The 25784-nt window shown below is 52.4% G+C and carries 25 protein-coding genes; 19 read left to right on the forward strand and 6 right to left on the reverse strand.

Annotated features, from left to right (window positions below):
- The first annotated feature begins 5 nt into the window (after positions 1–5).
- The 7 genes from MWU63_RS15280 to MWU63_RS15310 all read left to right on the forward strand — a co-directional run bounded on the left by MWU63_RS15280 (position 6) and on the right by MWU63_RS15310 (position 7031).
- A complete protein-coding gene (locus MWU63_RS15280) occupies positions 6–764 on the forward strand; it encodes an aspartate/glutamate racemase family protein (RefSeq protein ID WP_213888917.1) in 759 nt (252 codons plus the stop codon).
- 149 nt (positions 765–913) lie between these two features.
- On the forward strand, positions 914–1843 hold the full coding sequence (locus tag MWU63_RS15285; RefSeq protein ID WP_213888916.1) for a lipid A-modifier LpxR family protein: 930 nt from the start codon (positions 914–916) through the stop codon (positions 1841–1843).
- A gap of 118 nt (positions 1844–1961) precedes the next feature.
- On the forward strand, positions 1962–3026 hold the full coding sequence (locus MWU63_RS15290; protein WP_213888914.1) for a Hint domain-containing protein: 1065 nt from the start codon (positions 1962–1964) through the stop codon (positions 3024–3026).
- Positions 3027–3208: 182 nt separating this feature from the next.
- The gene (rpsD, locus tag MWU63_RS15295; protein ID WP_213888913.1) at positions 3209–3829 is read left to right on the forward strand and encodes a 30S ribosomal protein S4; all 621 of its coding nucleotides are present in this window, start codon (positions 3209–3211) and stop codon (positions 3827–3829) included.
- Positions 3830–4057: 228 nt separating this feature from the next.
- Positions 4058–5146 (forward strand): histidinol-phosphate transaminase, encoded by a 1089-nt coding sequence (gene hisC, locus MWU63_RS15300; RefSeq protein WP_213888912.1) that lies wholly within the window; start codon positions 4058–4060, stop codon positions 5144–5146.
- Entirely contained in the window at positions 5143–6060 is a 918-nt protein-coding gene (locus tag MWU63_RS15305; RefSeq protein ID WP_247078592.1) for a prephenate/arogenate dehydrogenase family protein, read from the forward strand. Before hisC ends, MWU63_RS15305 begins: the two co-directional genes overlap by 4 nt.
- Positions 6057–7031 (forward strand): extensin family protein, encoded by a 975-nt coding sequence (locus MWU63_RS15310; protein ID WP_213888910.1) that lies wholly within the window; start codon positions 6057–6059, stop codon positions 7029–7031. Before MWU63_RS15305 ends, MWU63_RS15310 begins: the two co-directional genes overlap by 4 nt.
- Here MWU63_RS15310 and MWU63_RS15315 read toward each other — a convergent pair.
- Positions 7028–8011 carry a DUF2125 domain-containing protein gene (locus MWU63_RS15315; RefSeq protein WP_247078594.1) on the reverse strand — a complete coding sequence of 328 codons (984 nt, stop codon included), beginning with the start codon at positions 8009–8011 and terminating at the stop codon, positions 7028–7030. The genes MWU63_RS15310 and MWU63_RS15315 overlap by 4 nt on opposite strands.
- Before the next feature lie 64 nt (positions 8012–8075).
- Here MWU63_RS15315 and MWU63_RS15320 point away from each other — a divergent pair, with 64 nt between their 5' ends.
- The 3 genes from MWU63_RS15320 to MWU63_RS15330 all read left to right on the forward strand — a co-directional run bounded on the left by MWU63_RS15320 (position 8076) and on the right by MWU63_RS15330 (position 11884).
- On the forward strand, positions 8076–8615 hold the full coding sequence (locus tag MWU63_RS15320) for a gamma-glutamylcyclotransferase (RefSeq protein WP_213888908.1): 540 nt from the start codon (positions 8076–8078) through the stop codon (positions 8613–8615).
- An 83-nt stretch (positions 8616–8698) separates the two neighbouring features.
- Positions 8699–9892 (forward strand): biopolymer transporter ExbB, encoded by a 1194-nt coding sequence (locus MWU63_RS15325; protein ID WP_213889096.1) that lies wholly within the window; start codon positions 8699–8701, stop codon positions 9890–9892.
- A 3-nt stretch (positions 9893–9895) separates the two neighbouring features.
- Positions 9896–11884 (forward strand): peptidoglycan -binding protein, encoded by a 1989-nt coding sequence (locus tag MWU63_RS15330; RefSeq protein WP_247078596.1) that lies wholly within the window; start codon positions 9896–9898, stop codon positions 11882–11884.
- Positions 11885–11969: 85 nt separating this feature from the next.
- Here the strand turns inward: MWU63_RS15330 and clpA are convergent, their stop codons facing one another.
- Both clpA and gloB read right to left on the reverse strand, forming a co-directional pair.
- A complete protein-coding gene (gene clpA / locus MWU63_RS15335) occupies positions 11970–14288 on the reverse strand; it encodes an ATP-dependent Clp protease ATP-binding subunit ClpA (RefSeq protein WP_213888906.1) in 2319 nt (772 codons plus the stop codon).
- A 175-nt stretch (positions 14289–14463) separates the two neighbouring features.
- Positions 14464–15231, reverse strand: a complete 768-nt coding sequence (gloB, locus tag MWU63_RS15340; RefSeq protein WP_213888905.1) for a hydroxyacylglutathione hydrolase — start codon at positions 15229–15231, stop codon at positions 14464–14466.
- A 101-nt stretch (positions 15232–15332) separates the two neighbouring features.
- Here gloB and MWU63_RS15345 point away from each other — a divergent pair, with 101 nt between their 5' ends.
- The 8 genes from MWU63_RS15345 to MWU63_RS15380 all read left to right on the forward strand — a co-directional run bounded on the left by MWU63_RS15345 (position 15333) and on the right by MWU63_RS15380 (position 22418).
- The gene (locus MWU63_RS15345) at positions 15333–16004 is read left to right on the forward strand and encodes a DUF938 domain-containing protein (protein WP_213888904.1); all 672 of its coding nucleotides are present in this window, start codon (positions 15333–15335) and stop codon (positions 16002–16004) included.
- Positions 16005–16083: 79 nt separating this feature from the next.
- Positions 16084–16830: a methyltransferase domain-containing protein gene (locus tag MWU63_RS15350; RefSeq protein WP_213888903.1), complete on the forward strand. Its 747-nt coding sequence runs from the start codon at positions 16084–16086 to the stop codon at positions 16828–16830.
- A gap of 260 nt (positions 16831–17090) precedes the next feature.
- A complete protein-coding gene (locus MWU63_RS15355) occupies positions 17091–17651 on the forward strand; it encodes a F0F1 ATP synthase subunit delta (protein WP_213888902.1) in 561 nt (186 codons plus the stop codon).
- Entirely contained in the window at positions 17651–19189 is a 1539-nt protein-coding gene (gene atpA, locus MWU63_RS15360; protein WP_213888901.1) for a F0F1 ATP synthase subunit alpha, read from the forward strand. Before MWU63_RS15355 ends, atpA begins: the two co-directional genes overlap by 1 nt.
- Positions 19190–19219: 30 nt before the next feature.
- Positions 19220–20089 carry a F0F1 ATP synthase subunit gamma gene (locus tag MWU63_RS15365; protein ID WP_213888900.1) on the forward strand — a complete coding sequence of 290 codons (870 nt, stop codon included), beginning with the start codon at positions 19220–19222 and terminating at the stop codon, positions 20087–20089.
- Positions 20090–20106: 17 nt separating this feature from the next.
- Positions 20107–21531, forward strand: a complete 1425-nt coding sequence (gene atpD / locus MWU63_RS15370) for a F0F1 ATP synthase subunit beta (RefSeq protein WP_213888899.1) — start codon at positions 20107–20109, stop codon at positions 21529–21531.
- 11 nt (positions 21532–21542) lie between these two features.
- Positions 21543–21950, forward strand: a complete 408-nt coding sequence (locus MWU63_RS15375; RefSeq protein WP_213888898.1) for a F0F1 ATP synthase subunit epsilon — start codon at positions 21543–21545, stop codon at positions 21948–21950.
- Positions 21951–22067: 117 nt separating this feature from the next.
- A complete protein-coding gene (locus tag MWU63_RS15380) occupies positions 22068–22418 on the forward strand; it encodes an H-type lectin domain-containing protein (protein WP_247078598.1) in 351 nt (116 codons plus the stop codon).
- Positions 22419–22499: 81 nt separating this feature from the next.
- Here the strand turns inward: MWU63_RS15380 and MWU63_RS15385 are convergent, their stop codons facing one another.
- Positions 22500–23516, reverse strand: coding sequence for a ribose-phosphate pyrophosphokinase (locus MWU63_RS15385; protein ID WP_213888896.1), 1017 nt, complete (start codon positions 23514–23516; stop codon positions 22500–22502).
- Between the two features lie 107 nt (positions 23517–23623).
- On the opposite strand from MWU63_RS15385, the gene MWU63_RS15390 reads away from it, so the two are divergent.
- Positions 23624–24223, forward strand: coding sequence for a 2-hydroxychromene-2-carboxylate isomerase (locus tag MWU63_RS15390; RefSeq protein WP_213888895.1), 600 nt, complete (start codon positions 23624–23626; stop codon positions 24221–24223).
- 39 nt (positions 24224–24262) lie between these two features.
- On the opposite strand, the gene MWU63_RS15395 is transcribed toward MWU63_RS15390, so the two are convergent.
- Both MWU63_RS15395 and MWU63_RS15400 read right to left on the reverse strand, forming a co-directional pair.
- Entirely contained in the window at positions 24263–25312 is a 1050-nt protein-coding gene (locus MWU63_RS15395) for a low specificity L-threonine aldolase (protein ID WP_247078600.1), read from the reverse strand.
- Positions 25312–25782, reverse strand: coding sequence for a YcgN family cysteine cluster protein (locus tag MWU63_RS15400; RefSeq protein ID WP_213888893.1), 471 nt, complete (start codon positions 25780–25782; stop codon positions 25312–25314). Before MWU63_RS15400 ends, MWU63_RS15395 begins: the two co-directional genes overlap by 1 nt.
- Between the last annotated feature and the right edge of the window lie 2 nt (positions 25783–25784).

Below are 25784 nucleotides of genomic sequence, written 5' to 3' on the forward strand. Positions count from 1 at the left end.
AGCCAATGTCTGTCGAATACGGTGGTAAAACCATATACGGCGCGAATATCGGAATCCTGATGCTGGAAACCCAGTTTCCACGCATTTTTGGCGATATCGCCAATGCGGCTACATGGCCGTTCCCTGTCCAGTACCGGATCGTGCGTGGCGCTACGCCGGATAACGTGGTTCGCAAGGACCCAATCCTGTTGGTGGATGGATTTATTGCCGCGGCAAAAGACCTTGTAGCACACGGATGTGACGGGTTGACGACGAACTGCGGGTTTCTTGCACTGATCCAGGATAAGATTTCCGAGGCTGTTCCGGTGCCTGTCGCGACATCATCTTTGATGCAGATCCCCGTTGTTCAACAATTGCTGCCAAAGTCCAAACGGGTTGGCGTAATAACCATCTCAAAGGCAAACCTCACAGGGGCGCATCTCAAAGCAGCAGGCGCGCCGCTTGATACCCCAATTGTCGGAACGGACAACGGACGCGCCTTCACGCACGGAATTCTGGACGATCAGCCCAGTATTAATTTTGAGGAGTGCCGCCTTGATTTGCTGGATGCTGCACGGGAGTTGATGACAAAACATGATGACATTGGGGCAATCGTTTTGGAGTGTACCAACATGACGCCCTATGCAGCAGATATTCGCAAGTTGACGAGTTTGCCTGTTTATTCGATCTACAGTTTTGTGAACTGGTTTCATCAAGGGCTTGTTCCGGATCGCTTCGACTTAACGCTGGATGATCCAACACTAAACCTGAACGGTGGTGAATAACGTTCTGGCGCGGGCAGTTTTATCTCTTAAGTAAGCCCGTCGTATTGTTTTTTTGCGTGCGAGCAAGTTGCGGGCTTGCGCAAGTTTCGTTGACGGTGCACAACTCAAAAGAATGCTGCCCGGGGGGGCAATTCGAACTGGAAGTATTGATGCGAACGACCCTCGCCGGAATTTTTTGTGCGTTTTTTCTTTCTGCTTTACCTGTGAATGCGCAGGATTCTACTGTCGTTCCGCTTGAGCGCGAGACGCTTGGATATGGGCGTCTTTTCACCAACGATTTTCTTGGAGACGGTGAAGACCGTTGGCGTACCGGCTCTTATGCAATGAGCCGAATCCGGGGCTATCAATGGGATGGCGAAAGACCCGAAGCATTTAGTGACCTACTGGAGTTTCGACTTAGGGCCGAGATTCTGGCTCCTGACAATCTGGTAACACCTGCAGCCGGTGACCGCAGATATGCGGGCGCATTGTCATTGGGGATGCACACGCATTTTCAACGCGGCCAAACCGAAATGAGCCTTGGTGCTGATTTGGTTGTGACAGGTCCACAGACAGGTTTGGGCGCGTTTCAACGCGAAGCGCACAAACTGCTTGATGTGGATGTTCCAACTGTCTTGGGGAACCAGATCGCCGATGGCTTTCACCCGGGGGTAACCTATGAGGCAGGGCGGCCGTTTCGTCTTTCTGAAACGGCCATGGTTCGTCCGTTTGTTGAGATGCAGGTTGGCGCCGAAGATCTGGTTCGCATCGGCGCAGATATGATTATCGGGCGTTTTGGTCAGCGTGACCTTTTCGTGCGCGATGTCTCATCAGGTCAGCTTTATAGTGCTGTCCGGCAGGGAGACCAAGGTACGAGTTTTGTCGTGGGCGGGGACATCGCAAAAGTGGATAGCTCGATCTACTTGCCGGATGCCAATGGTTACGTTCTCACAGACTCCCGCGACCGGCTTCGTGCCGGCGTTCACTGGCAAGGAGAGCGTACAGGCGTTTTCTACGGTCTGACGTGGCTTGGCCGCGAATTTGAGGCGCAGAATGACAGTCAGATCGTTGGCTCGATCAATCTGAGATTAAATTTTTGAGTCCAATTGGACACAGGATGATCCGGTAGAGACGAGCGGGCGATCGTCCCCCTTTCCAGACTGATTCGTTCCTGTTACCTTCTTGGTAATAAAAAAATAAAAGAGCAGGCATTCAGGCATGATGACGGGCTTTCAGGGCACGTTTGTAATCTCCTGGCAGCAGACAGAAGTTGATGGTCAAAAGGCCACAACGACAGACGAGTTAACCATCGGCGCGACGTGGCGCTGGAGTGGACGACCAGTTCGAGTGGATGGCTCGAGCGACGTTTTATGTCTGGGTATGGCCAATGGAGAGGCAGACTTAAGGAAACGGGCAGCACGTGTTGTCCGCAGGTTGGTAGGCGTCGCGCTGGAACCTACCCAAAACATCAATTCTATTGATATAGACGACCCGCTTTTTGAAAGCAGCTTTGTCGTCACTGATGGCAGACGCGTTTTTACAGTTACGATCATTGATGTTACGAAAGATACACCACCATTGTTGATGATGCTGGATGAGTTGCCACCAACAGACACTGACCTTTGGATTGTTCATCGCATCATGAGCGATCACACGGTGAATTTAGACGAACGTTCGAAAGACGGGGTGATTTGCTTCACACCCGGAACCTGGCTTCGCACCCCTGATGGCCCCAGGCTGATCGAAGACCTGGCCGAAGGCGATAGGGTTTGCACAAAAGACAGCGGTGATCAGGAGATTTGCTGGATAGGACAGCGCCGGATGTCTGGCGCGCGCCTGCACGCACTTCCACATCTGCGGCCCATTCGTATACGTGCCGGTGCTCTTTTGGGCGGTGAGCCTGATCAGGACCTGATCGTTTCGCCCGATCATCGCATTCTGATCAAGGGAAACGAAGCGCAAATCCTGTTCAACACGCCCGAAGTATTGGTAGCTGCTAAAGATCTATTGAATGACCGCACGATATTGATTGATCATAACGCCCGGGAAATTACCTACATTCACCTTTTATTGGACTCGCACGAAATCGTCTGGGCAAATGGTGTTGAGACCGAGAGCTTCCATCCGGCCAACACCTCATTGAGTTCTGTAGAAGAAGAGCAGCGTGCGCGCATGTTGCATAGGTTCCCCGATATCGCGGATGACCCAAACAACTATGGTGGTTTTGCGCGCCGTAACTTATCTGATTCAGAAGCGGCAATCTTAAGGTATAAGGTTGCCTGAAAAGATGGTGTTTGCCATTGACTCTGAGCTGACAGCCCCCTAAACCCCGCTTCGTTCCCGGTCAGCGATGGCCGGGGCATTTATTTGGTGTTGGTGGCCCCCGTAAGGGGATGCCTGTCGGTCAAACCGTTAAGGGGGAGACAAAGGACAACGCCCTTCATACGACTAGAAGGATATCAGCCGTGACGAAACGCACCGCTGCCAAGCATAAACTCGACCGCCGGATGGGTGAAAACATCTGGGGTCGTCCGAAATCTCCGGTTAACCGTCGTGAATATGGCCCCGGCCAGCACGGTCAGCGCCGTAAAGGCAAACTGTCCGACTTTGGCATTCAGCTGCGCGCAAAGCAAAAGCTGAAGGGTTACTATGGCGATCTGACTGAAAAACAATTCCGCCGCATCTACTCTGAAGCCGAGCGCCTGAAAGGCGACACGGGTGAAAACCTGATCGGTTTGCTGGAGCGCCGTCTCGATGCGATTGTGTACCGCGCTAAATTCGTCGCCACAATTTTCGCAGCACGTCAATTCGTGAACCACGGGCATGTCCGTGTGAATGGCCAAAAGGTCAACATCCCTTCATACCTTGTAAAAGAGGGTGACGTTATCGAAGTGCGTGACCGCTCTAAGCAACTCGCGGTTCTGCTGGAAGCCACTCAACTGGCTGAGCGCGACGTGCCTGATTACCTCGATGCAGACCATTCCAAAATGATCGCAACATTCGTGCGGACACCAGGCCTTGGCGATGTGCCATATCCAGTAATGATGGAACCAAATCTCGTCGTGGAATTTTACGCGAAGAACTAATCTTCGCCACACCGAATTCAGAAAGCCGCGCCGGGAAACCGACGCGGCTTTTTTCGTTCAATGTGTTCGGGCAAGTCTATGGGTTCACGAGATGAGCAGAAGATTTTTTAGGCACGGTGGCCGAAAAGAAGAATTACCACAGTCGTTTGGCGCCCGCACAGAAGTTTGTCATTTTGTGTAGTAAAGGCAGTCGCCACCGAATAGAAAAGCCCGAGCAGGAGATTTCAGATGACGACAGAGATTCAGCCACAACCCGGGATTATGGAGATTTCGCTCTACCAGGGAGGCAAGGCCAACATCGAAGGTGCAAGCAGAGTCATTAAGCTTTCATCTAACGAAAATCCGTTTGGCCCGTCTGAGAAAGCGATAGAAGCTTACCGCCGTGCCGCACATGAATTGCACCGCTATCCCCCAACGGATCATCGATCATTGCGTGAAGCAATCGGCGCCGTTCACGGGCTGGATCCTGATAAGATAATTTGTGGCGTCGGTTCCGACGAAATTATCACATTCCTCTGTCAGGCATATGCCGGACAAGGGGATGAGGTAATCTTCACGGAACATGGCTTTTCAATGTATCGTATCTCCGCACTTGCCGCCGGTGCAACACCTATCGAAGTACCTGAGCGCGAGCGCGTCGCGGACGTTGAATCAATCCTTGCTGCGTGCAACGAGAAGACAAGGCTTGTCTTTATTGCCAACCCCAACAATCCGACTGGTACAATGATTGGTGGGAATGATGTTGCACGCCTTGCAGCCGGGCTTCCGCCTCAGGCTTTGCTGGTGCTGGACGGAGCCTATGCAGAATACGTCGAAGGTTTCGACGGCGGGGCTGCGTTGGTTGAAGCGCGCGAAAATGTCTTTATGACGCGGACCTTTTCAAAACTTTACGGTCTTGGCGGATTACGGATCGGCTGGGGATATGGCCCAAAGGAAATCATTGACGTTCTCAACCGTATTCGAGGCCCCTTTAACCTTTCACAACCGCAACTGGATGCCGCAGAAGCGGCATTGAAAGATCGGGCGTATGTTGAAAAGTGTCGCACAGAAAACACCCGTATGCGGGCGTGGTTGGCAGAAGCGCTGGCTGAGCTGGGCGTGCCGTCAGACACGTCTTGCGCGAACTTCATTCTTGCCCGGTTTGCGGATCAGGCCGAAGCAGAAGCATGTGATGATTACCTGCAATCACAGGGGCTTCTCGTACGGCGTGTTGCCGGGTACAATTTGCCAAATTGCCTGCGGATAACCGTAGGAGACGAGGCATCCTGCCGTCGGGTTGCACATGCGGTGGCGGGTTTCAAGGCGTTGGAAAAATGAGCCAGATTTATGATCGGGTTGCCCTGATAGGGCTCGGGCTTATAGCATCATCAATGTTCTGGGCGATGAAGCGGGGTGGCTTGGCCGGCGAGGTTACGGGCTACGCGCGCTCTGAAGAGACGCGTGCGACTGCGCGTGAAATTGGATTGTGTGATCGCGTCTGCGAAAGCGCAGCAGAGGCAGTGGAGGGTGCGGATCTTGTCGTGCTCTGTGTACCTATCGGTGCAATGGAAGCTGTTACTGTCGAGATAGCACCGCATTTGGCAAAAGGCGCAACCGTCAGCGATGTCGGGTCCGTGAAACGTGCGGTTATAGAAGCTGTTAAACCCCATTTACCAAAAGATGTTCATTTTGTTCCGGCGCATCCCTTGGCCGGAACGGAGCATTCCGGGCCGAAGTCCGGTTTTGCAGAGCTTTTCGAAAACCGCTGGTGTTTGTTGGTACCAGAAGGCGCAGATACCAAAGCTGTTGTGCGGTTAAGAAAGCTTTGGGAAGCGATGGGGGCCAATGTTGATGAAATGGAGGCCGATCATCATGATTTAGTGCTTGCTGTTACGAGCCACGCACCGCACCTGATTGCATACACGATGGTGGGTGTTGCGGATGATCTGCGCCGCGTCACAGACAGCGAAATCATTAAATACTCCGCAGCCGGTTTTCGCGATTTTACCCGCATTGCGGCAAGTGACCCGACAATGTGGCGTGACGTATTTCTGACAAATAAAGATGCAACATTGGAAATTCTGGGGCGCTTCACAGAAGAACTCTTTGCGCTGCAGCGTGCCATCCGAACGGGGGATGGCGATCATCTGTTTGACTATTTTACCCACACACGGGCGATCCGGCGTGGTATTATTGAGGCAGGGCAAGACACGGACGCCCCCGATTTTGGGCGAGGAGCAGCGAAGGAATGAGAAAAGGCGCAACCGCTTTAGTGCTTGTATTGGCTGGTCTTTGGACCACATCTGCAGCATTAGCGAACGCACCGGAACGTTCTTTACGCCCTTCAGCACGTGCTGTTACCAGCCAATTAATCTTGCCACGAGAAACAACCGTTCCGGTCTATTACAACGCATCTATCCGTCCAATACCGCGCCCTTCAGCAGGTTTGACTGGTTCGAGTGAATCAGCACAGTATATTGTCCGCGCTGCCAGTCTGCCCATGATTGCCGTGCGTATCGCAAGCTCTGTTCCGGGTGTTGCACGCTCGCTCCGGCCTGTTGCACGACCTAGGGACATTGCAGTTCTTGCACGAAACCAGTCGCAAAGCCCTGTTCGGGTTGCGTCCTCTGAACCAGCAGAAACAGCGCCCCGGCGTGAAACACGACGCGACCGGCGTCAACGCACGCGTCAGACACGTCAGGGATCAGTTTGCGGAGACCGCAGCATACGGGGGCAGGAAATCTCGTCTATTCGTGGTCGACTGCGTGGATGCGGGGTTTCGAGCCCAGTCCGGATTACTGAAATTGATGGTGTCAGCCTCACTCAGCCAGCAACAATCAATTGCGAAACGGCACGCGCATTGAAAACCTGGATTAACAATGGTGTGCGTCCTGCGGTCGGCAGGCTTGGAGGAGGCGTTTCCAGTTTGCGGGTAATTGCGCATTATTCGTGTCGCACGCGAAACAACCAACCCGGTGCGCGAGTATCTGAACATGGCAGGGGTAAGGCCGTTGATATCGCTGCTATTAACCTTAACAATGGCAGCTCGCTGACGGTTTTAACAGGTTGGCGGGATCGCACCCAAAGACGTGTGCTGCGCAGAATACACAGTTCCGCGTGTGGTCCGTTTGGAACAGTGCTTGGTCCTGATGCAGATCGCCATCACCGGGATCATTTTCATCTCGACACGGCAAGACACAGGGGCGGGTCTTACTGCCGCTAGCGCAGACGTGGGGCTGTCCCAAAAGAAAGCGGCCCAAAATAGAAAACCTGGTTTTCGAAGGTGAGCGGAATATCAAGCGTTGCCACCCCGGCAACATCTTTTGAGAGCGGTGCCAGTGCGCCTTCCCATGCGGGTTCGACCAGCCCAAGCTTTACAAGAAGCTGAAAAACCTCACGCCAGTTTGCTGCATGAAGATCAAGCGTTCCTTCCGCATATCCCAGATCGTCGGCTTTGAGCGTTCCGCTCAGGCTAAGCTCCATGTCACCCCAATCAAATCGAATGGTTTTAATCGCAACATCAGTCACCTCAGGTGGCTGGCTACCGTCCGATATACGGCCAATAGCGGCTGTTAAGCCAAACGTTGCATCGGCGGTTAGCCCATCGACTAGATTTGGATACTTACTCGTTGGGTCAAGGATATTGCTCAAGGTCTCTGGTAGTTTCAGCATTGAAAGCCGCAGCGACACATCATGCGCGAAGGGACGGGCAGTTGTCTGGCGGGATGCAAAAAAAACGCGCTCCGCCTCAAATTGGTCGGTGCCTTCCGGGACAATGGTCAGCTTATCGATTGAATATCTAACTCGATCTATCGCTAGGCTGGTATTGGGTTCGAAAACAACGCTGCCGCGCATATCTTCGGAGGTGATATCAAGTGCAATGCCGGGCAAAATTAAACGTTGTTCATTGGGCCAGGAAGCGATGATGTGGTTTGGTTTGTAGCTTAGCGCAAAAAGGTGAAAGAACGGTGCCTGCCATGTGATGCCGCTTGCTGCGTGCGAAAAAGAAACGTTCTCAATTGTGGTATCAAACCGGTTTGGGAAACCGCGCGTTTCCAAGGCGCTGTACTCAGCAGCAAGGCCGTTCTTAGGTGCCTCTGCCAACCACGTGACAAGACCTTTTTCGACAGCAGTCGATCCGACAAACCAATAACCACCCCAAAGCGATGCAGCGGTCACGACAATGATACTTAGCAGTCGCATTATCACCCCTTCCATGATCCTGCGCCTTGGTGTTTATAGGCGTAAAAAGGAAAGGGCCAGACCAATGGCAGATGCGTCCCTTTGGGTCTTTGGATATGGTTCACTGATGTGGAACCCGGGTTTTCCGTTTGCGGAGCGCCAGATTGCGACTTTGTCGGATTTTCACAGGTGTTTTTGTATGCGGTCCATCCACCATCGAGGAACAGAACAAGAGCCGGGTTTGGTGCTCGCACTTGATCGGGCTGTAGGGGCAAGCTGCGATGGGCTGGCCTTTTGCGTCGCACCCGAACATGCAGACGAAACCTTGGCTGGGTTGCGAGAGCGGGAATTGATTTCTTCTGCATATCTTGAGGCAGAACTTGAAATCAAACTCCGAGATGGTCGATTGGTGACTTCGATCACTTACATTGTTGATCCGGACCACGTTCAATACTGCGGTGGGTTGCCGCTGGAAGAACAGGCCGGGATTATTGCCAAAGCTGTCGGGGGTAGGGGGCCAAATAACGAGTACCTGTTTAACACCGCAGCACATCTGGAAGAACTGGGCATCCGTGATCCAGACCTTTCATGGTTGTCTGGTCATGTCCGGGCATTGTCCGGTTAATCAAATAAGATTGAAGGTTGGCGAATGCTGCGCGACCCCCTATTCTGCCCGAAACAACAACAGCGTCAGGACATGTCCAAATGATGGGCCACCCAGATCGCGAGGCCGAGCCGTACTTTACACAACCAGTGCGTCAGATAATGACGATGCTGATCGTTTTAGGGTTGGTGGGTCTTGGAGCCTATGTGGCCTTTCCTAAGGTCGCCCCAGTCTTTTTAGCAAATCCGTATCTGAATGGATTTATTCTGTTTGTTTTTGTGATCGGGGTTTTCGCCTGTTTTTGGCAGGTTGCTCAGCTTGTATCTTCAGTAGGCTGGATTGAAGGCTTTGCCGCACAAAGACTTGGCCATGAAATGACCAAAGCGCCGCGGTTGCTTGCGTCTTTAGCGGGGCTGTTACGCTCGCGTGGCACAAGGGTGCAAATCAGCTCTTCATCCAGCGCTTCGATTCTGGATTCAGTAGCGACCCGAATAGACGAAGCCCGGGACATCACGCGCTACATCGTTAATCTTCTGATATTCCTTGGTCTGTTGGGTACCTTTTATGGCCTTGCAACGACTGTTCCGGCACTTGTGGAAACCATCAAATCCCTTGCCCCGCAAGATAGTGAAGGCGGGATCGAAGTTTTTGGCCGCCTTATGAGCGGCCTTGAGGCCCAGCTTGGTGGCATGGGCACTGCTTTTGCATCGTCTTTGTTGGGGCTGGCAGGATCCCTGGTTGTCGGGCTGCTGGAATTGTTTGCAGGCCACGGGCAAAACCGTTTTTACCGCGAACTGGAAGAATGGCTTTCGACAATCACACGGGTCGGCTTTTCCACGGGTGAAACCGAAGGTAGCGGTGAACACGGGCAGGTCGCTGTGGTGCTCGACGAAATGTCCAGACAGATGGAGGCCATGCAAGAGATGTTCGGCCAGTCCGATGCGAGCCGCACCTCTCTGGATGAACAACTTGGAAAACTGGTCAAATCGGTTGAGAAGATGGCCGAAACAGCTGGAAAAGGGCAATCCGGCACAGAAACTGTGATACAAGCGCTTGGACAGGTTGCTGAAGGGCAAGCCAGGCTCATCAATACAATAGAAGCTTCATTGGAAGAAGGTGGCGGTGCCCATGTTGATGCTGAAAGCCGCATGCGTCTACGGTCTATTGATGTGCAACTGTTGCGTATCCTGGAAGAGATTTCTGCGGGCAGGCAGGAATCAACTGCTGAGCTGCGCGGGGAACTGGCACAACTAAACCGAACAATCCGAGAGTTATCGACAGAACAGGAACAAGGATAAGTCATGGCGCTAAGTCGTCGAACAGGAAACAGGTTGCAGGCCTCTATCTGGCCGGGCTTTGTTGACGCGATGACTGCGCTGCTGTTGGTGCTTATGTTTGTTTTGACCATTTTCATGGTCGTCCAGTTTGTGCTGCGTGAAACGATCACCGGGCAAGAGTCGGAACTTGATCAACTGACAGAACAGATAATGAGTCTGGCTGATGCGCTGGGGCTCGAACAAAACCGCGCACGTGAACTTCAGTCTGAAGTGACGCGTTTAGGGGCTTCGCTGGAAGGTGCGCAAAACACAGCCGAAGTTCAGGCAGCACTTATCGCGAAATTGCAGTCGCAGACTGCATTTCAAACCGAAGAGCTTACAGCAGAACGTGCGCGCATCACCAGCTTTGAAGCACAGGTCGCAACCTTGCTGGCAGAACGCGACAATGCACTAGAGCGGGGTGATGTACTTTCTGTCGCCGTTGAAGAACTGGAAGCCGCGCGTGCAGAACTGATTAGCGATCAGGAAGCGCTGCAACTGGCACTGGCGCGGGCACGTGATGAAATAGATGTGCAGGTTGAAACGGCCCGCTTAGCAGCCGCCCGGCGCGAGGCTCTGGATGCGCTGATTGCCGATATGCGCCAGCGAAATGCTGAGGCTGGTCAGAAAAATACAGACCTGCAGGCACAACTTGAAACTGCGCAATCGGAGCTTAGCGACGCAGAGCGTTTGCGCCTGACTGAAGCCGCAGCAGCAGAAGCGCTACGCGAAAGACTGCAAAACGCAGATAGCGAGTTGACGGCAATGACGCTTGCTTTGGAAGAGCAACGTAAAAAGGCGGAAGATACGCTGACCCTTCTTGCGGCCGCCCAAGCCGCGCGTGAAGATTTGAGCGTAAGGCTCGCTGCGGCCTTGACGACAGGACAGGAAGCGACCGAGGCGCGAGACGCTTTTCAAACGCAATTGGCTGCAGCCCTGCTTGCGAAAAACAATACAGAAGAAAACCTGGCTGTAGCTGAACAAGCGCTAGAAGCGATGATCGCAGAGGTCGCAGCACTGGGTGACGTTGCTGCAACCAAAGAGGAGATTGAGGCGCAGCTTGTAGCAGCGCTTGCCGCCCAAATGGCTGCTGAACAAGCCGCCGAACGCGCCTTTGCAAGTGCTGATGAGCGTGATGCCGTTCTGGCCGAGGCACTTGCGGCGAAACTGGCAGCAGAAGAAAGAGAAGCAGAAGCGCTGACCAGCGCTGAAGAACACGCCCTTCTTTTGCAAACAGCAAACCGCGAGTTGGAAAAACAGGAAGCACAGTCAGCTGAAAGCCAGCGCCGTATGGCATTGCTCAGTGAACAGGTTGCAGCATTGCGCTCACAGCTTGGGTCTTTGCAAGCTATTCTAGACGAAGCCGCGGCAAAAGATGTAGCTGCAAATGTTCAGATTGAAGCGCTTGGATCACAGTTGAACACGGCCCTCGCGCAAGTTGCAGCTGAAGAACGCCGAAGACGTGAACTGGAAGAAGCGGAACGCAAGCGTCTGGAAGAACGGGCGCTGGACTTGGAGCGCTACAGGTCAGAGTTTTTTGGCCAGTTACGTGATGTTTTGGGCGAACAAGAAGGTGTCAGGATTGAGGGTGACAGGTTTGTTTTCTCTTCCGAAGTTCTGTTTGCGCCCGGCGCAGTTGATCTATCAGAAGAAGGTCGCGGTGAAATCGCGAAAGTCGCCCGGATATTGCAAGAAGTTGTCGATGACATTCCACCCCAACTTGACTGGGTCATTCGTGTAGATGGTCATACGGACGATGTTCCATTGATCAGCACCGGGAAGTACCAGGATAATTGGGAGCTTAGTCAAGGTCGGGCGTTGTCGGTGGTTCGATATATGATTGAAGAACTTGGAATACAGCCAGATCGGCTAGCCGCTGCGGGTTTCGGGCAGTTCCACCCAATCAATCCAGAACCAACGCGCGAGGCCCGTGCGCAGAACCGTCGTATTGAGCTTAAGTTTACAGAGAAATAGGGAATGCGGCGGTTTGGTTGCAAACAAAATCTCCCGCAACGTTGAACGCAGCGGGAGATCTTTCTTGAACATTTGACCTATGTGATCAGTCGGCAGTTAACAGCGGCGGTGTTTTTCCTGAAAGTTGTCGTTTTTCTGGTGCTAACATTGTGATTTTAAGCTCGCCCCCTTTGGTGCCAACTTTGACCACGCCACCTTTCGCCAGTTTACCAAACAGCAGTTCCTCGGCCAGAGGTTTCTTGATGTGTTCCTGAATGACACGGCCAAGTGGGCGCGCACCCATTTTTGTGTCATACCCTTTGTCGGCCAGCCATTCCGCGGCAGAGCGGCTAAGCTCTATCGTAACATTGCGGTCCATCAACTGCGCTTCAAGCTGAAGCACGAATTTCTCGACCACTTGCAGGATCACTTCTTTGCTGAGCGGCGCAAAGCTGACCACCGCATCCAGACGATTTCGGAATTCTGGTGTGAATGTCCGCTCGATCGCTGCGGTATCTTCGCCTTCGCGCCGATCACGACCAAATCCGATAGCCTCTTTGGCTTGTTCGGCTGCACCAGCGTTTGATGTCATGATCAAAATCACATTACGGAAATCAACCGTTCTGCCATTGTGGTCGGTCAGTTTGCCGTGATCCATGACCTGCAACAGAATATTGTAAACATCCGGGTGCGCTTTTTCCATTTCGTCAAGCAGCAGTACACAGTGTGGGTGCTGATCGACGCCATCTGTCAGCATACCACCTTGATCAAACCCGACATAACCCGGAGGTGCGCCGATTAGCCGTGATACCGCGTGTTTTTCCATGTACTCGGACATGTCAAAGCGCAAAAGCTCGACACCCAGGGTATCAGCGAGCTGCTTGGCGACCTCAGTCTTGCCGACACCCGTAGGACCGGTAAATAGATAGTTGCCAATGGGTTTCTCTGGTTCACGCAGACCGGCACGGGCCAGTTTGATAGCCGAAGACAGCGCGTCGATTGCACTATCCTGACCAAAGACCACCCGTTTCAGAGATTTCTCAAGATCGCGCAGAACTTCTGCGTCGTCTTTGGAGACACTTTTCGGTGGGATGCGGGCAATTTTTGCAACCACAGCCTCAATTTCCTTGGTGCCAATCGTTTTGCGGCGTTTGGATTCCGTTAGAAGATGTTGCGCAGCACCTGCTTCGTCGATCACATCGATGGCTTTATCTGGCAGCTTACGGTCCGTAATGTAGCGTGCTGACAAATCCACTGCGGTCCTGATTGCATCAGCCGTGTAGCGGATATCGTGGTGGTCCTCAAAATATGGCTTGAGTCCGCGCAAGATTTTTACAGTGTCTTCTATGGAAGGTTCGTTCACGTCAATTTTCTGAAACCTGCGCGAAAGTGCGCGGTCTTTTTCAAAATGCTGACGGAATTCTTTATAAGTGGTAGAACCCATACAGCGCAACTTGCCACCTTGAAGCGCGGGTTTCAGCAGGTTGCTGGCGTCCATGGCACCACCAGACGTGGCACCGGCCCCGATTACAGTATGTATTTCATCAATGAACAAAACCGCATCTGGGTGCTCTTCGAGTTCAGACATCACAGCTTTCAGCCGCTCTTCAAAATCCCCGCGGTAACGTGTGCCCGCCAAAAGCGCGCCCATATCAAGCGAATAAATCGTCGCCTGAGAAAGGATTTCAGGTGTTTCACCCTGTACGATTTTGCGTGCCAAACCTTCTGCAATAGCAGTCTTCCCGACACCGGGATCGCCTACCAAAAGCGGGTTATTCTTGCGGCGGCGGCATAGCACCTGAATGCAGCGCTCTACCTCGTGTTCGCGGCCAATCAACGGGTCAACATCGCCCTTGCGTGATTTCGCGTTCAGATCGACGCAATATTTTGCAAGGGCAGATTCTTTACCCTCTTCTTCAGCAACCTGCGTCGCTTCCTCAAAATCGGAGGAGCCGGTAACTGGTCGGGCTTCGCCAAAGCCAGGGTCTTTGGCGACTCCATGCGCGATATAGTTCACCGCATCGTAACGTGTCATTTCCTGTTCTTGCAGGAAGTAAGCCGCATTGCTCTCGCGCTCCGCGAAAATAGCCACAAGTACGTTTGCACCCGTTACTTCAGAACGCCCCGAAGACTGAACGTGGATGGCCGCGCGTTGGATGACGCGCTGGAAAGCTGCGGTTGGCACAGCTTCAGACCCCTCAACATCAGTGACGAGCGTGTTCAGGTCATCGTCTATGAATTCGCTTAGAGTCTGGCGCAGTTCTGACAGATCAACACTGCAGGCCAACATGACCTTCGCTGCGTCAGGCTCATCAATCAGCGCCAAAAGCAAATGTTCCAGGGTGGCAAGTTCATGTTGACGTGCGTTCGCTAAGGCTAACGCAGAATGGATTGCCTGCTCGAGCGTATTTGAAAATGAAGGCACGACGTGGTGCTCCTTTCATTTGGTCCGGATGGGAAGCCCACCTTGACCGTGGCCTGTTACTCTTAAAGTTCGGTTGTGTTCCCGCGAGCTTCAAGGTCTTTTTTATCAAATCATGTCACATTTCATGTCATTGGGCGAAATTAATGTGGCTTGACACTGTTCTTTTTTTAAAACCTCAAAAATTGTCCTTTCGACGGCGAATTTCAGCAAAGACAGAGACATCATCGAAATCCGTCATTGAAAGCGCTAATTTCATTGATGGCAAATGCGCCCTGAGAAACGGATTGGTCGCCTTTTCTTCTGTCAGGGTTGAAGGGACCGTTGCGCGGCCCGAGGCCCTGGCTGCGGCAATTGACTGCGCTCTTGATATAAGTGCCTCATTATCCGGTTCAATGGTCAGCGCAAATCTGGCGTTCGCTTGAGTGTACTCATGCCCGGAATACACGATTGTATCATCAGGCAATGCCGCAAGCTTTGAAAGGCTGTTCCACATTTGCGCGGCTGAGCCTTCAAACAGTCTTCCGCATCCAAGCGCCATAAGGCTGTCTGCAGTAAAGACGGCATTGGCAGAGGGGATAAAATACGCGATATGACCAACCGTATGGCCCGAAACGTCTAAAACACGTACATTTTGGCCTGCAAACGTGAATTCCGCTCCATCTGACACAGCGGTATCAAGTGCGGGTAACCGATGCTTATCAGCCGCAGCACCTACGATGACCGGTGCGTAACGCTCCTTAAGCGCAGCGACACCGTCGATATGGTCATAATGGTGATGTGTGAGAAGGATCATGTCGAGCGACCAGCCGCGTCGCTCAAGTTCTTCTATGATTGGGGCTGCTTCTGGCGCATCAACCAAAGCGGTCTGGTTATGCTCCGGACTATGCATAAGGAAAGCATAGTTGTCGGACAGGCAGGGAACGGTGATGATTTCGAGGGGCACGAGGAGGAGACCTTTCTTTTGAGTCCCCAAAGTCTTGCCCAAAGAACTGGCGAGCGCAATATTGAGTGGCAATAAAAACACAGCAAAAATATAGTGATGATATGACAAAAACACCTCTGATCATGCCTGATGCCCCTTTCTTAAAAGAACATAATGAGGATGGTCAGCTGTTTTCCCCTTCTGCAGAGCGCAATCTTGGTCCGATTATTAAGCAGCTCGCGAACCATGTTCCAGCGCAGGGGACGGCACTGGAGATTGCAAGCGGGACGGGGCAACATGTTGCAACTCTGGCTAAACGGTTCCCGAGGGTGAATTGGCAACCCAGCGATATTGCCCTTGACCGGCTGCGTAGCATCGAAGCTTGGCGCAAAACGGTTAGGTTGGACAATCTCTTACCAGCGCTTCAACTGAACGCCGCAGGGAAATGGGACGATCACCTAACAGATTTGAAACTGATTTATGTCGTCAACCTGTTCCACCTGATCTCGGAAAAGGACGCAGTGGCAGTTCTCAAAGGAATGTCCGATTCGTTGGGGAATGATGGGCGTGTCTTTATTTATGGCCCATTCAAAGAACATGAACAGTATCGCAGTGAAGGCGATGCGCGGTTTGATTCAAACCTTACCGCTCAGGACCCGGAAATTGGATATAAAGATGTCGCCTGGATGTGGCGGCAAATGAAGGATTCGGGGCTTGGTCGCGTAGAGCAGGTAGAAATGCCGGCGAACAACCTGTCGCTTGTTTCCCAAAAAATAGTTGAATCCCCGGTTTAACGCTAAACAACGTAATCGTGGCATTTTCAGTCTCATTGAGTATGGTCTGTCCTGACACCACTATACACGGTGAAATTTTATGCACCTCGACGTGTTAGATTTGAGGAACTTTTATTACCGCAGTATGCTGGGACGCACTGCGCAAAAAGCAGTGCGTGATCAGATTTTCAAACTCTGGCCAGAAGCGAAGGGGCAAACCGTTGTCGGTTTCGGGTTCGCAGCACCTTTGTTGCGGCCGTATTTAAAGGATGCACGGCGCGTTATGGCGCTTATGCCCGGCCCGCAAGGTGTGATGCATTGGCCTACGGGGGAACGGAATGTCGCCTTGCTTTGCGAGGAAACGATTTGGCCGTTGCAGACGGGCTCGGTTGATAAGCTTGTTTTGATGCACGGTTTGGAAACCAGTGAACACCCAACCGCATTGCTCGAGGAATGCTGGCGCGTACTCGGACCCGGTGGTCGAGCACTGTTTGTTGTACCAAACCGTGCTGGGTTGTGGGCCCGTCGCGACAAAACACCTTTTGGATACGGGCGCCCTTTCAGTTTGATCCAACTGGAAAACCAGTTACGCCGTCACAACTTTGTTCCGGAACGCCACGTCGCTGCATTATTCGCCCCACCGAGCGATCGACGCTTCTGGCTGCGCACCGGACAAATCTGGGAGAAAGGGGGGCGAAAAATATCGTCGTACCTTGCAGGCGGGGTATTGATTGTAGAGGCGACGAAGCAGGTTTTCGCCCCAACGAAGCCCGGATTGCCGGAAGCGATCCGTCGTCCGTTAAATGTTCTTGATGGTTTAACGAAACCCGAAGTGAAACCAATCTAGTCAATAGGAATCGCCTAGAGACAGGGATTCTTTAATTTTTTTCGATGTTTTTCGTGACGCATTCCGTCGCACCCGGCCTAAACCCTTGTTTTACAGGCCTAGAGAATGAACGGAATAACATCAAAGGCAGTTGATAGGTGAGAATGCGTCTGCTACACCCCTGCCGAATTTGGCGCTTACATTCGTTTGCGCTTATAAGCCGCCCTGCCATGCATCCTGAGAAGATGTAAGTCGGGGCTCGTGACATCGGAAGGGTGGACGTGTCAGAACCAGCTTCGATCTCATCAGGCATTGCTAAGCGCTATGCCACGGCCATTTTTGAATTGGCCAAAGAAGGCAAAAGCCTTAAAGCGCTTGAAGGCGACCTTGATACGCTTGAGGCCGCGATTGCCGAAAGCAGCGATTTTGCTGCATTGATTTCTTCGCCAGTTTATTCTCGCGAAGATCAGGCGGGGGCCCTAAGTGCGCTTGCCAAAAAAATGAAACTATCGCCAATGGTGTCTAATTCGCTAGGTCTTATGGCAAGCAAACGCCGCCTGTTTGTGCTGCCTTATCTGGCCGCCGAACTGCGTCAGCAAATTGCTGATGAAAAAGGTGAGGTGACAGCAGACGTGACGGCAGCAAAAGCGCTGACCAAAACGCAATCGGACAAACTTGCCAAAACGCTGAAAGCGTCAATCGGAAAAGATGTCAAAATTAACGTGGCCGTCGATGAAAGTCTCATCGGTGGCCTTATTGTTAAGGTGGGCTCGAAAATGATCGATACGTCGATTCGGGCCAAGCTAAACACCCTCCAGAATTCAATGAAAGAGGTCGGATAATGGGTATCCAAGCAGCCGAAATCTCTGCGATCCTCAAGGAGCAGATCAAAAACTTCGGGCAAGACGCTGAAGTCGCAGAAGTGGGCCGCGTGCTCTCTGTTGGCGATGGTATTGCGCGGGTCTACGGGTTGGACAATGTTCAAGCCGGTGAGATGGTCGAGTTCCCGGGCGGAATTCGGGGCATGGCCCTGAACTTGGAAGCAGACAACGTAGGGGTCGTGATCTTTGGCTCAGACAGTGACATCAAAGAAGGCGATGTCGTTAAACGCACAAAATCGATTGTGGACGTTCCGATTGGTGACGAACTGCTTGGTCGCGTTGTTGACGGCCTTGGGAACCCAATTGATGGCAAAGGCGCTGTCAAAACAAAGAAACGCGCTGTTGCTGACCAGAAAGCGCCTGGCATCATCCCGCGTAAATCGGTTCACGAGCCAATGGCGACGGGCCTGAAATCTGTTGACGCTATGATCCCGATCGGCCGTGGCCAGCGCGAGCTGATCATTGGTGACCGCCAAACCGGTAAAACTGCCGTTGCGTTGGATACGATCCTGAATCAGAAAGCTTACAACGACGCCGCTGGCGACGATGAGAGCAAAAAACTCTATTGTATCTACGTTGCTGTTGGTCAAAAACGCTCAACCGTTGCGCAGTTGGTCAAGAAGCTCGAAGAAACCGGCGCGATTGAATATACAATCGTCGTGGCTGCAACCGCATCTGATCCGGCACCAATGCAGTTCCTTGCACCTTATTCGGCGACTACTATGGCTGAGCATTTCCGTGACAACGGACGCCACGCGCTGATCATTTACGATGACCTTAGTAAGCAAGCTGTTTCCTACCGTCAGATGTCTCTGTTGCTGCGCCGTCCGCCCGGACGTGAAGCTTACCCAGGTGACGTTTTCTACCTTCACTCCCGCCTGCTGGAACGTTCTTCTAAATTGAACGAAGACAATGGTTCCGGTTCTTTGACCGCCCTGCCGATCATTGAAACCCAAGGTGGAGACGTTTCTGCGTTTATCCCTACCAACGTGATCTCGATCACTGACGGTCAGATCTTCCTGGAAACCGAACTGTTCTACCAAGGCATTCGCCCGGCTGTGAACACCGGTCTTTCGGTTTCGCGGGTTGGTTCTTCGGCACAAACCGATGCAATGAAATCTGTCGCTGGACCGGTTAAACTAGAACTGGCTCAGTATCGTGAGATGGCAGCTTTTGCGCAGTTCGGGTCTGACCTTGATGCATCAACACAAGCGATGCTGAATCGTGGTGCGCGTTTGACCGAGCTTATGAAGCAATCACAGTATTCACCTTTGACCAACGCCGAGATTGTTTGCGTGATTTACGCAGGCACCAAAGGCTATCTGGACAAGATCGATGTGAAACAAGTTGGTCGTTTCGAAGCAGGCCTGTTGAACCACCTGCGTCAAAACCACGCCGATTTGCTGAAAGACATCACCGACAATGACCGTAAGGTTAAAGGTGAGCTTGAGGATAAAATCAAAACGGCACTCGATGAATTCGCCGCAGATTTCGCTTAATTAACGTGGCCAGGGGATAGGATTGGATACATGCCAAACCTGAAGGACCTTAAGAACAGGATCGCGAGTGTCAAATCGACTCGCAAGATCACGAAGGCCATGCAGATGGTCGCCGCGGCAAAACTTCGCCGTGCGCAGGACGCTGCTGTAGCTGGACGCCCATACGCGGAGCGGATGAATGCCGTTCTGAGTGGGTTGGCAGCTTCAGTTGGCAAATCAGACTCCGCGCCTAAACTGCTCGCAGGGACCGGTTCCGACCAGAAGCACCTATTGGTGGTGTTGACGGCGGAACGGGGGCTTTGTGGCGGCTTCAACTCGTCAATTGTTAAACTTGCACGTGCCAAGGCAGAACAGCTGATCGCTTCCGGTAAAACGGTGCAGATTTTGACAGTTGGCAAGAAGGGTCGAGAGCAGCTTAAGCGTGAATACAGCAGTCATTTTGTCGATCACGTTGACCTTTCCGAGGTCAAACGTGTTGGTTACGCCAACGCCGATGGGATTGCGAGTGGGGTTATCGACCGCTTTATCGCAGGCGAATTTGACGTGGCAACCCTTTTCTACAACCGTTTTGAGAGTGTGATCAGTCAGATACCGACTGAACAGCAGGTTATCCCTGCAACTTTTGAAGATACGGGTGAAACGGGTACGGTTTACGACTACGAGCCTGATCAAGAAGAAATCCTTGCTGATCTTCTGCCGCGTGGAATTGCCACCCAGATTTTCGCCGCTCTGCTAGAGAATGGCGCGTCTGAGCAAGGCGCGCGTATGTCCGCTATGGACAACGCAACACGCAACGCTGGTGAAATGATCGACAAACTGACGATCATTTACAACCGTTCGCGTCAGGCAGTTATCACAAACGAGCTTATCGAAATTATCTCGGGCGCTGAAGCGCTCTAAAGAACCGGAGAAACGACATGGCAAATGCAAAAGGCAAAGTGACTCAGGTCATCGGCGCCGTTGTCGACGTTCAGTTCGAGGATGCACTTCCCGAAATTCTGAACGCGCTGAACACAGAAAACAATGGCAAGAAACTGGTTCTTGAAGTGTCCCAGCATCTTGGCGAAAGATCAGTACGCTGTATCGCGATGGATGCGACTGAAGGCTTGGTTCGCGGTGCAGAGGTTGAAGACACTGGCGCTCCGATTCAGGTGCCGGTCGGCAATGCAACGTTGGGCCGTATCCTTAACGTTACCGGCGATCCGGTTGACGAGAAGGGTCCTGTAAAGGCGGATGAGCACCGTTCGATCCACCGGGACGCCCCTGCGTTTTCGGAACAGTCGACAGAATCTGTGGTGCTGGAAACAGGCATCAAGGTGATCGACCTTCTGGCGCCTTATGCGAAGGGCGGTAAAATCGGCCTCTTTGGTGGTGCGGGTGTGGGTAAAACCGTTCTCATCATGGAACTGATCAACAACATCGCGAAAGTGCACTCAGGCTTCTCTGTGTTTGCTGGGGTTGGAGAGCGGACACGTGAAGGAAACGACCTTTACCACGAGATGATCGAATCCGGCGTTATCGTTCCGGATGATCTGGAAAAGTCCAAAGTGGCGCTGGTCTATGGCCAGATGAACGAGCCTCCCGGAGCGCGGATGCGTGTTGCTCTGTCAGGTCTGACTTTGGCGGAACAGTTCCGCGACCAATCTGGTACAGACGTTCTGTTCTTCGTTGATAACATCTTCCGCTTTACACAGGCGGGTTCCGAGGTGTCAGCACTTCTGGGCCGTATTCCATCTGCTGTGGGCTATCAGCCAACACTGGCAACTGACATGGGTGCGCTGCAAGAACGGATTACATCGACCAAAGCTGGTTCGATTACTTCGGTTCAGGCGATCTACGTACCTGCGGATGACCTTACCGACCCTGCACCAGCGACATCGTTTGCGCACCTCGATGCGACAACCGTTCTGTCGCGTGCGATTTCAGAACTTGGTATTTATCCTGCTGTTGACCCACTTGACTCAACTTCGCGGCTTCTTGACCCGTCTGTTATCGGGGATGAGCATTATAAAGTGGCAACTGACGTTCAGGAAATTTTGCAGCGTTACAAGTCGCTTCAGGATATCATTGCCATCCTTGGTATGGACGAACTGAGCGAAGAAGATAAACTGACCGTTGCACGTGCGCGTAAAATTCAGCGGTTCCTCAGCCAACCATTCGACGTTGCGAAAGTGTTCACTGGTTCTGACGGTAAACAGGTTCCGCTGGCAGATACGATTTCTTCGTTCAAGGCTGTTGTTGCCGGCGAATATGACCACTTGCCAGAAGGTGCATTCTATATGGTTGGTGGCATCGACGAAGTTGTCGCTAAAGCCGAGAAAATGGCAGCAGACGCAGCCTAAGGGAGGGCCTGATGGCCGATACGATGCAATTCGACCTGGTGTCGCCCGAACGCAGGCTTGCCTCTGTTCAGGCGACGGAAATCCAGCTTCCGGGAGCCGATGGCGACATGACCGCAATGCCGGATCACGCACCTGTCATTACGACATTGCGTCCCGGAATCGTGCGGGTTGTCAGTTCTGAGGGAACAACAGAGTACGTCGTCAGTGGCGGTTTTGCTGAAATTACCAGCGGTGCGGCCTCTGTATTGGCAGAACACGCACTACCAGTGTCTGAGATGACGCAGGACATTCTGAACGGGTTTGCTGCCGACGCAGCTGAAAAGCAACAACAGGCAAGACCTGAGGAAAAGGATGTGACTGCTAAGCGCGTTGCCGATATTGCGGCGCTAGCATCTGAAATCGGGCTAGCCTCAAGCTGATATTCGGTTTTCTGAACAGATTTCAAAGCCCTGCTACTTCTTTGCGGGGCTTTGACGTATTCGGGGCAATGTTTTGCCAATTTCTCCGGATAAGGTTCAGTCCGAAAGGTATTTTGAATGAAGCGATTGCACAGCCATCTGGTTGGTGTCGACCAAGGGGAAAAAACGCTGTTCTCTGATTTTGAGGATGGCGGTGACATGTGGACCGGAACCGGCCCGCGTGCATCGCGTGCAAGAGTGAAATTCTCATCTTCATTTCAATCAATTCCTGTTGTGCAGGTATCCATGTCGATGTGGGACATGGACCGTCTCACAAACATGCGCGCAGACATACAGGCAGAAAATATTTCAAAAACTGGCTTTGATCTTGTTTTTCGTACATGGGCTGACAGCAGGGTCGCCCGTATTCGGGCGTCCTGGATTGCGATTGGCGATTTGCCTGACGAGGAAGAATGGGAGCTTTACTAAAAAAGCCCCGTTGGTGCGAAGAAACGCACGCCAAATCTTCTAAGTTTCGGCATGACGAGGCATCAAAGCCTTTAGGCTTGGTTAGCTGCTGTACATGCCTTCATAAATTGGCCCGAGTGTTTTTACGTCAAATAGAGACGAAACCGAAGTGCCGTGCCAGATGTTCAGGATTGCCTGCGCAAACATTGGCGCAGTTGGTACAATACGGATATTTTTGGCAGCTTTAACTTGTTTAGTTGGCTCGATCGAGTCTGTGATCACCAGACTTTTCATGACTGAATTGGTAATACGCTCTACAGCCGGGCCAGACAGAACGCCGTGCGTGATATAGGAATGTACTTCTTTTGCGCCGCTTTGAATCAACACTTCAGCCGCCTTGCAGAGCGTTCCAGCGGTATCGCAGATGTCATCAACGATTATACATGTCTTTCCAGTCACATCACCAATTACTGTCATTTCCGCGACTTCGCCTGCCTTCTCACGTCGTTTGTCAACGATCGAAAGTGGGCAGCCAATCCGCTGCGCCAGTTCGCGCGCGCGTGCAACCCCGCCTACGTCGGGAGAGACGATCATCACATCGTTGAGTTTGTCTTTAAACTGGTGCTGAATATCGAGTGCGAAGACAGGGGATGCATACAGGTTATCGACCGGGATATCAAAGAAACCCTGAATCTGCGCCGCGTGCAGATCCATCGTTAAAACCCGCTCAATACCTGTTCCGGTAATCATATTTGCGACAAGTTTCGCGGTAATGGGGGTGCGTGCCTTTGTGCGGCGATCTTGCCGGGCGTAACCAAAATAAGGAATCACTGCTGTGACACGTGCCGCTGAAGAGCGTTTCAGCGCATCCGCCATGATAAGCAGTTCCATCAGGTTGTCATTGGCAGGATTAGACGTTGGCTGGATTATGAACATATCCTCGCCGCGCACATTCTCGTAGACTTCAACAAAGATTTCCTGATCATTGAAGCGCTCTACGCGAGCATCTACCAGGTCAATGTTAACACCACGGTGCATCGACATTCTGCGGGCAATAGATTTTGCCAGACTTAGGTTGGCATTACCGGAAATGAGTTTCGGTTCAGTTACGGTCGGCATGTTTTTGGTCCTCAGGTGAAGTCGTCGAGATGACAGAATCGTGACGTTGACACCGCTTACCACCCAGCTAGGGTCTTGCAAAGAATGCAACACGCCAGGAGGGCCAAATGGCTCATATAGATTACTATTTCGCAACAATTTCACCCTTTGCGTATCTCGCGGGGACCCGGTTGGAAGAAATTGCTGCTAAGCACGGGGCAACCATTACCTACAAACCTTTGGATCTTATGGCGCTATTTTCGCGCACGGGTGGCGTTCCACCAAAAGATCGGCATCCTTCGCGAATTGAAATGCGCGCACAGGAAATAGAAAGACAGGCGAAAAAAACCGGGTTGCCGCTTAATCCGAAGCCCGCGTTCTTTCCAACGAATATGGCACCCAGTGCCTACGCTATCATTGCCGCACAAAATGCTGGTGGTGGCGATTTGGGGAAACTCGCACATGGTATTTTGGCAGCGTGTTGGGCCGAAGATAAAAATATAGCCGAAGATGAGGTGATCAAAGGCTGCCTGAAAACCGCCGGGTTCGACCCGTCATTGGCTGACAGTGGCTTGCTTGCCGGGGCGGAAACCTATGCGGCAAACTTGGAAGACGCAGTGAAGCGTGGTGCATTCGGATCACCCTTTTATGTCACGGATTCAGACCAAAGGTTTTGGGGACAGGACAGACTAGATGATCTGGATCTGCACCTCGCTGGAAAGATCTAGGTTTGCAGGGTTTTGGTAGCGGTTGAGAAGGGGGTACTGTTACCCCCGAACCAGATCAAGAAACCGGTCGATGTTTTCATCCGTCATTGACCAGTCGGTCACCAGCCGGGCTGTCAAAATCTCATCCGGGTCACTTCCGTCTAATGCACCTTCCCAGATGTAGTACTGAGCGCCAGCGTCGTGAAGACGTTGATGCCCTGCACGCGACCATCCCGCAAAGATCATATTGACAGCGGGTTCATGCACAAAGGTTGTCCCTTCGATTTGCTTTAGCCCATGCGCCAGCCGCGCTGTCGCGTCGTTTGCGGCTTTAGCCGATCGAAGCCACAGATCATCATCCAGATAGGCGGCCATCTGAGCCGAAAGGTACCGGTGCTTGGAAAAAAGATGCGCTCCGCGTTTGCGACGCAGCTCAAATTCCCATGCATGTTTCGGGTCGAAAAAGATGACTGCTTCGACGCCCATCAGGCCGTTTTTTGTACCTCCGAAACTGACAACGTCAACTCCTGCTTTCCAGGTCATTTCAGCAGCACTGCAACCCAGCGCAACAAGCGCATTTGTGAACCGCGCGCCGTCCATATGGACAGGCAAACCAAAGGCCTTGGCCGATTTGGCAATGGCACGAATTTCATCCAGACTGTATATCGTTCCACGCTCTGTCGCCTGGGTCATTGATACCGGTCCGCGCTGAGGGCCATGCACACCACGGGTTTCTTCTTTTTCGACGGCTTCACGCAACGCGTCTGCTGTAAACTTTGCGTCGTCGCCTTTGACTAGGGTCAGCTTGGCACCGCCCGTGTAAAACTCTGGTGCGTTACATTCGTCTTCGTGGATATGGGCGACCGTAGAACAGAATACTGTCTCCCAGGGATTACAGAGTGTGGCCAGTGCGAGGGAGTTCGCTGCTGTCCCTGTCGCTACCAGATAGACCGCAGCTTCTGGTGCCTCGAATATTTCACGGATGCGGGTGTGAACGTTGACCATCAGGACATCTGCACCATAAGGCATCGCGTAGCTTTCGTTCGCGTGTGCTAGGGCTTCCATAACACTTGGATGCACCGGGCCAGAATTGTCGGAGGCAAAAAACATCAGCAGGGTTCCTCGATCACATAATCTTCCCAGTCTTCTTCTGAGATTTCGAATTCAGGTACCGTCCATCCACGTACTGATTGGCCCGCTTCATGTACCGACTCGGGTGTTCCGGAAATAAGCGGGTGCCAGTCGTAAAGCGGCTTGCCTTCGTGCAAAAGGCGATAGGCGCATGTGGCGGGCATAAAATACGCAACATCAGGCAATGTCTTAGGTGTCAGAACAACACATTCAGGCACAAACTGCTTGCGGATATCATATTGCCCACAGCGGCAGGTTTGGTCGTCAAGCAACCGGCAGGCCACACGAGTAAACACAACTTCACCGGATTCTTCGTCTTCCAGCTTGTTCAGACAGCATTTTCCGCAGCCGTCGCAAAGCGCTTCCCACTCTTTGGCGGTTAGGTTTTTTAACGCTACTTTTTCCCAGAATTTCGGTCGTAGCCCATCGCGGTTTATCGGATCTTTCATAG

Origin of the sequence: Pseudohalocynthiibacter sp. F2068 (assembly GCF_023015645.1) — a bacterium.
In the GTDB taxonomy this organism is placed as follows: Bacteria; Pseudomonadota; Alphaproteobacteria; order Rhodobacterales; family Rhodobacteraceae; genus Pseudohalocynthiibacter; species Pseudohalocynthiibacter aestuariivivens.

Excerpts from the sequence above, each read along its gene's own strand:
- MWU63_RS15345 (WP_213888904.1), top strand. The coding sequence starts at position 15,333 with ATGACAAAAACACCTCTGATCATGCCTGATGCCCCTTTCTTAAAAGAA.
- MWU63_RS15305 (WP_247078592.1), top strand. The coding sequence starts at position 5,143 with ATGAGCCAGATTTATGATCGGGTTGCCCTGATAGGGCTCGGGCTTATA.
- atpD (WP_213888899.1), top strand. The coding sequence starts at position 20,107 with ATGGCAAATGCAAAAGGCAAAGTGACTCAGGTCATCGGCGCCGTTGTC.
- MWU63_RS15320 (WP_213888908.1), top strand. The coding sequence starts at position 8,076 with ATGGCAGATGCGTCCCTTTGGGTCTTTGGATATGGTTCACTGATGTGG.
- MWU63_RS15390 (WP_213888895.1), top strand. The coding sequence starts at position 23,624 with ATGGCTCATATAGATTACTATTTCGCAACAATTTCACCCTTTGCGTAT.
- atpA (WP_213888901.1), top strand. The coding sequence starts at position 17,651 with ATGGGTATCCAAGCAGCCGAAATCTCTGCGATCCTCAAGGAGCAGATC.
- MWU63_RS15325 (WP_213889096.1), top strand. The coding sequence starts at position 8,699 with ATGGGCCACCCAGATCGCGAGGCCGAGCCGTACTTTACACAACCAGTG.
- MWU63_RS15330 (WP_247078596.1), top strand. The coding sequence starts at position 9,896 with ATGGCGCTAAGTCGTCGAACAGGAAACAGGTTGCAGGCCTCTATCTGG.
- MWU63_RS15395 (WP_247078600.1), bottom strand. The coding sequence starts at position 25,312 with ATGTTTTTTGCCTCCGACAATTCTGGCCCGGTGCATCCAAGTGTTATG.
- MWU63_RS15400 (WP_213888893.1), bottom strand. The coding sequence starts at position 25,782 with ATGAAAGATCCGATAAACCGCGATGGGCTACGACCGAAATTCTGGGAA.
- MWU63_RS15285 (WP_213888916.1), top strand. The coding sequence starts at position 914 with ATGCGAACGACCCTCGCCGGAATTTTTTGTGCGTTTTTTCTTTCTGCT.
- MWU63_RS15310 (WP_213888910.1), top strand. The coding sequence starts at position 6,057 with ATGAGAAAAGGCGCAACCGCTTTAGTGCTTGTATTGGCTGGTCTTTGG.
- MWU63_RS15385 (WP_213888896.1), bottom strand. The coding sequence starts at position 23,516 with ATGCCGACCGTAACTGAACCGAAACTCATTTCCGGTAATGCCAACCTA.
- MWU63_RS15315 (WP_247078594.1), bottom strand. The coding sequence starts at position 8,011 with ATGCGACTGCTAAGTATCATTGTCGTGACCGCTGCATCGCTTTGGGGT.
- MWU63_RS15350 (WP_213888903.1), top strand. The coding sequence starts at position 16,084 with ATGCACCTCGACGTGTTAGATTTGAGGAACTTTTATTACCGCAGTATG.
- MWU63_RS15380 (WP_247078598.1), top strand. The coding sequence starts at position 22,068 with ATGAAGCGATTGCACAGCCATCTGGTTGGTGTCGACCAAGGGGAAAAA.
- MWU63_RS15280 (WP_213888917.1), top strand. The coding sequence starts at position 6 with ATGTCTGTCGAATACGGTGGTAAAACCATATACGGCGCGAATATCGGA.
- hisC (WP_213888912.1), top strand. The coding sequence starts at position 4,058 with ATGACGACAGAGATTCAGCCACAACCCGGGATTATGGAGATTTCGCTC.
- MWU63_RS15375 (WP_213888898.1), top strand. The coding sequence starts at position 21,543 with ATGGCCGATACGATGCAATTCGACCTGGTGTCGCCCGAACGCAGGCTT.
- MWU63_RS15365 (WP_213888900.1), top strand. The coding sequence starts at position 19,220 with ATGCCAAACCTGAAGGACCTTAAGAACAGGATCGCGAGTGTCAAATCG.
- MWU63_RS15290 (WP_213888914.1), top strand. The coding sequence starts at position 1,962 with ATGATGACGGGCTTTCAGGGCACGTTTGTAATCTCCTGGCAGCAGACA.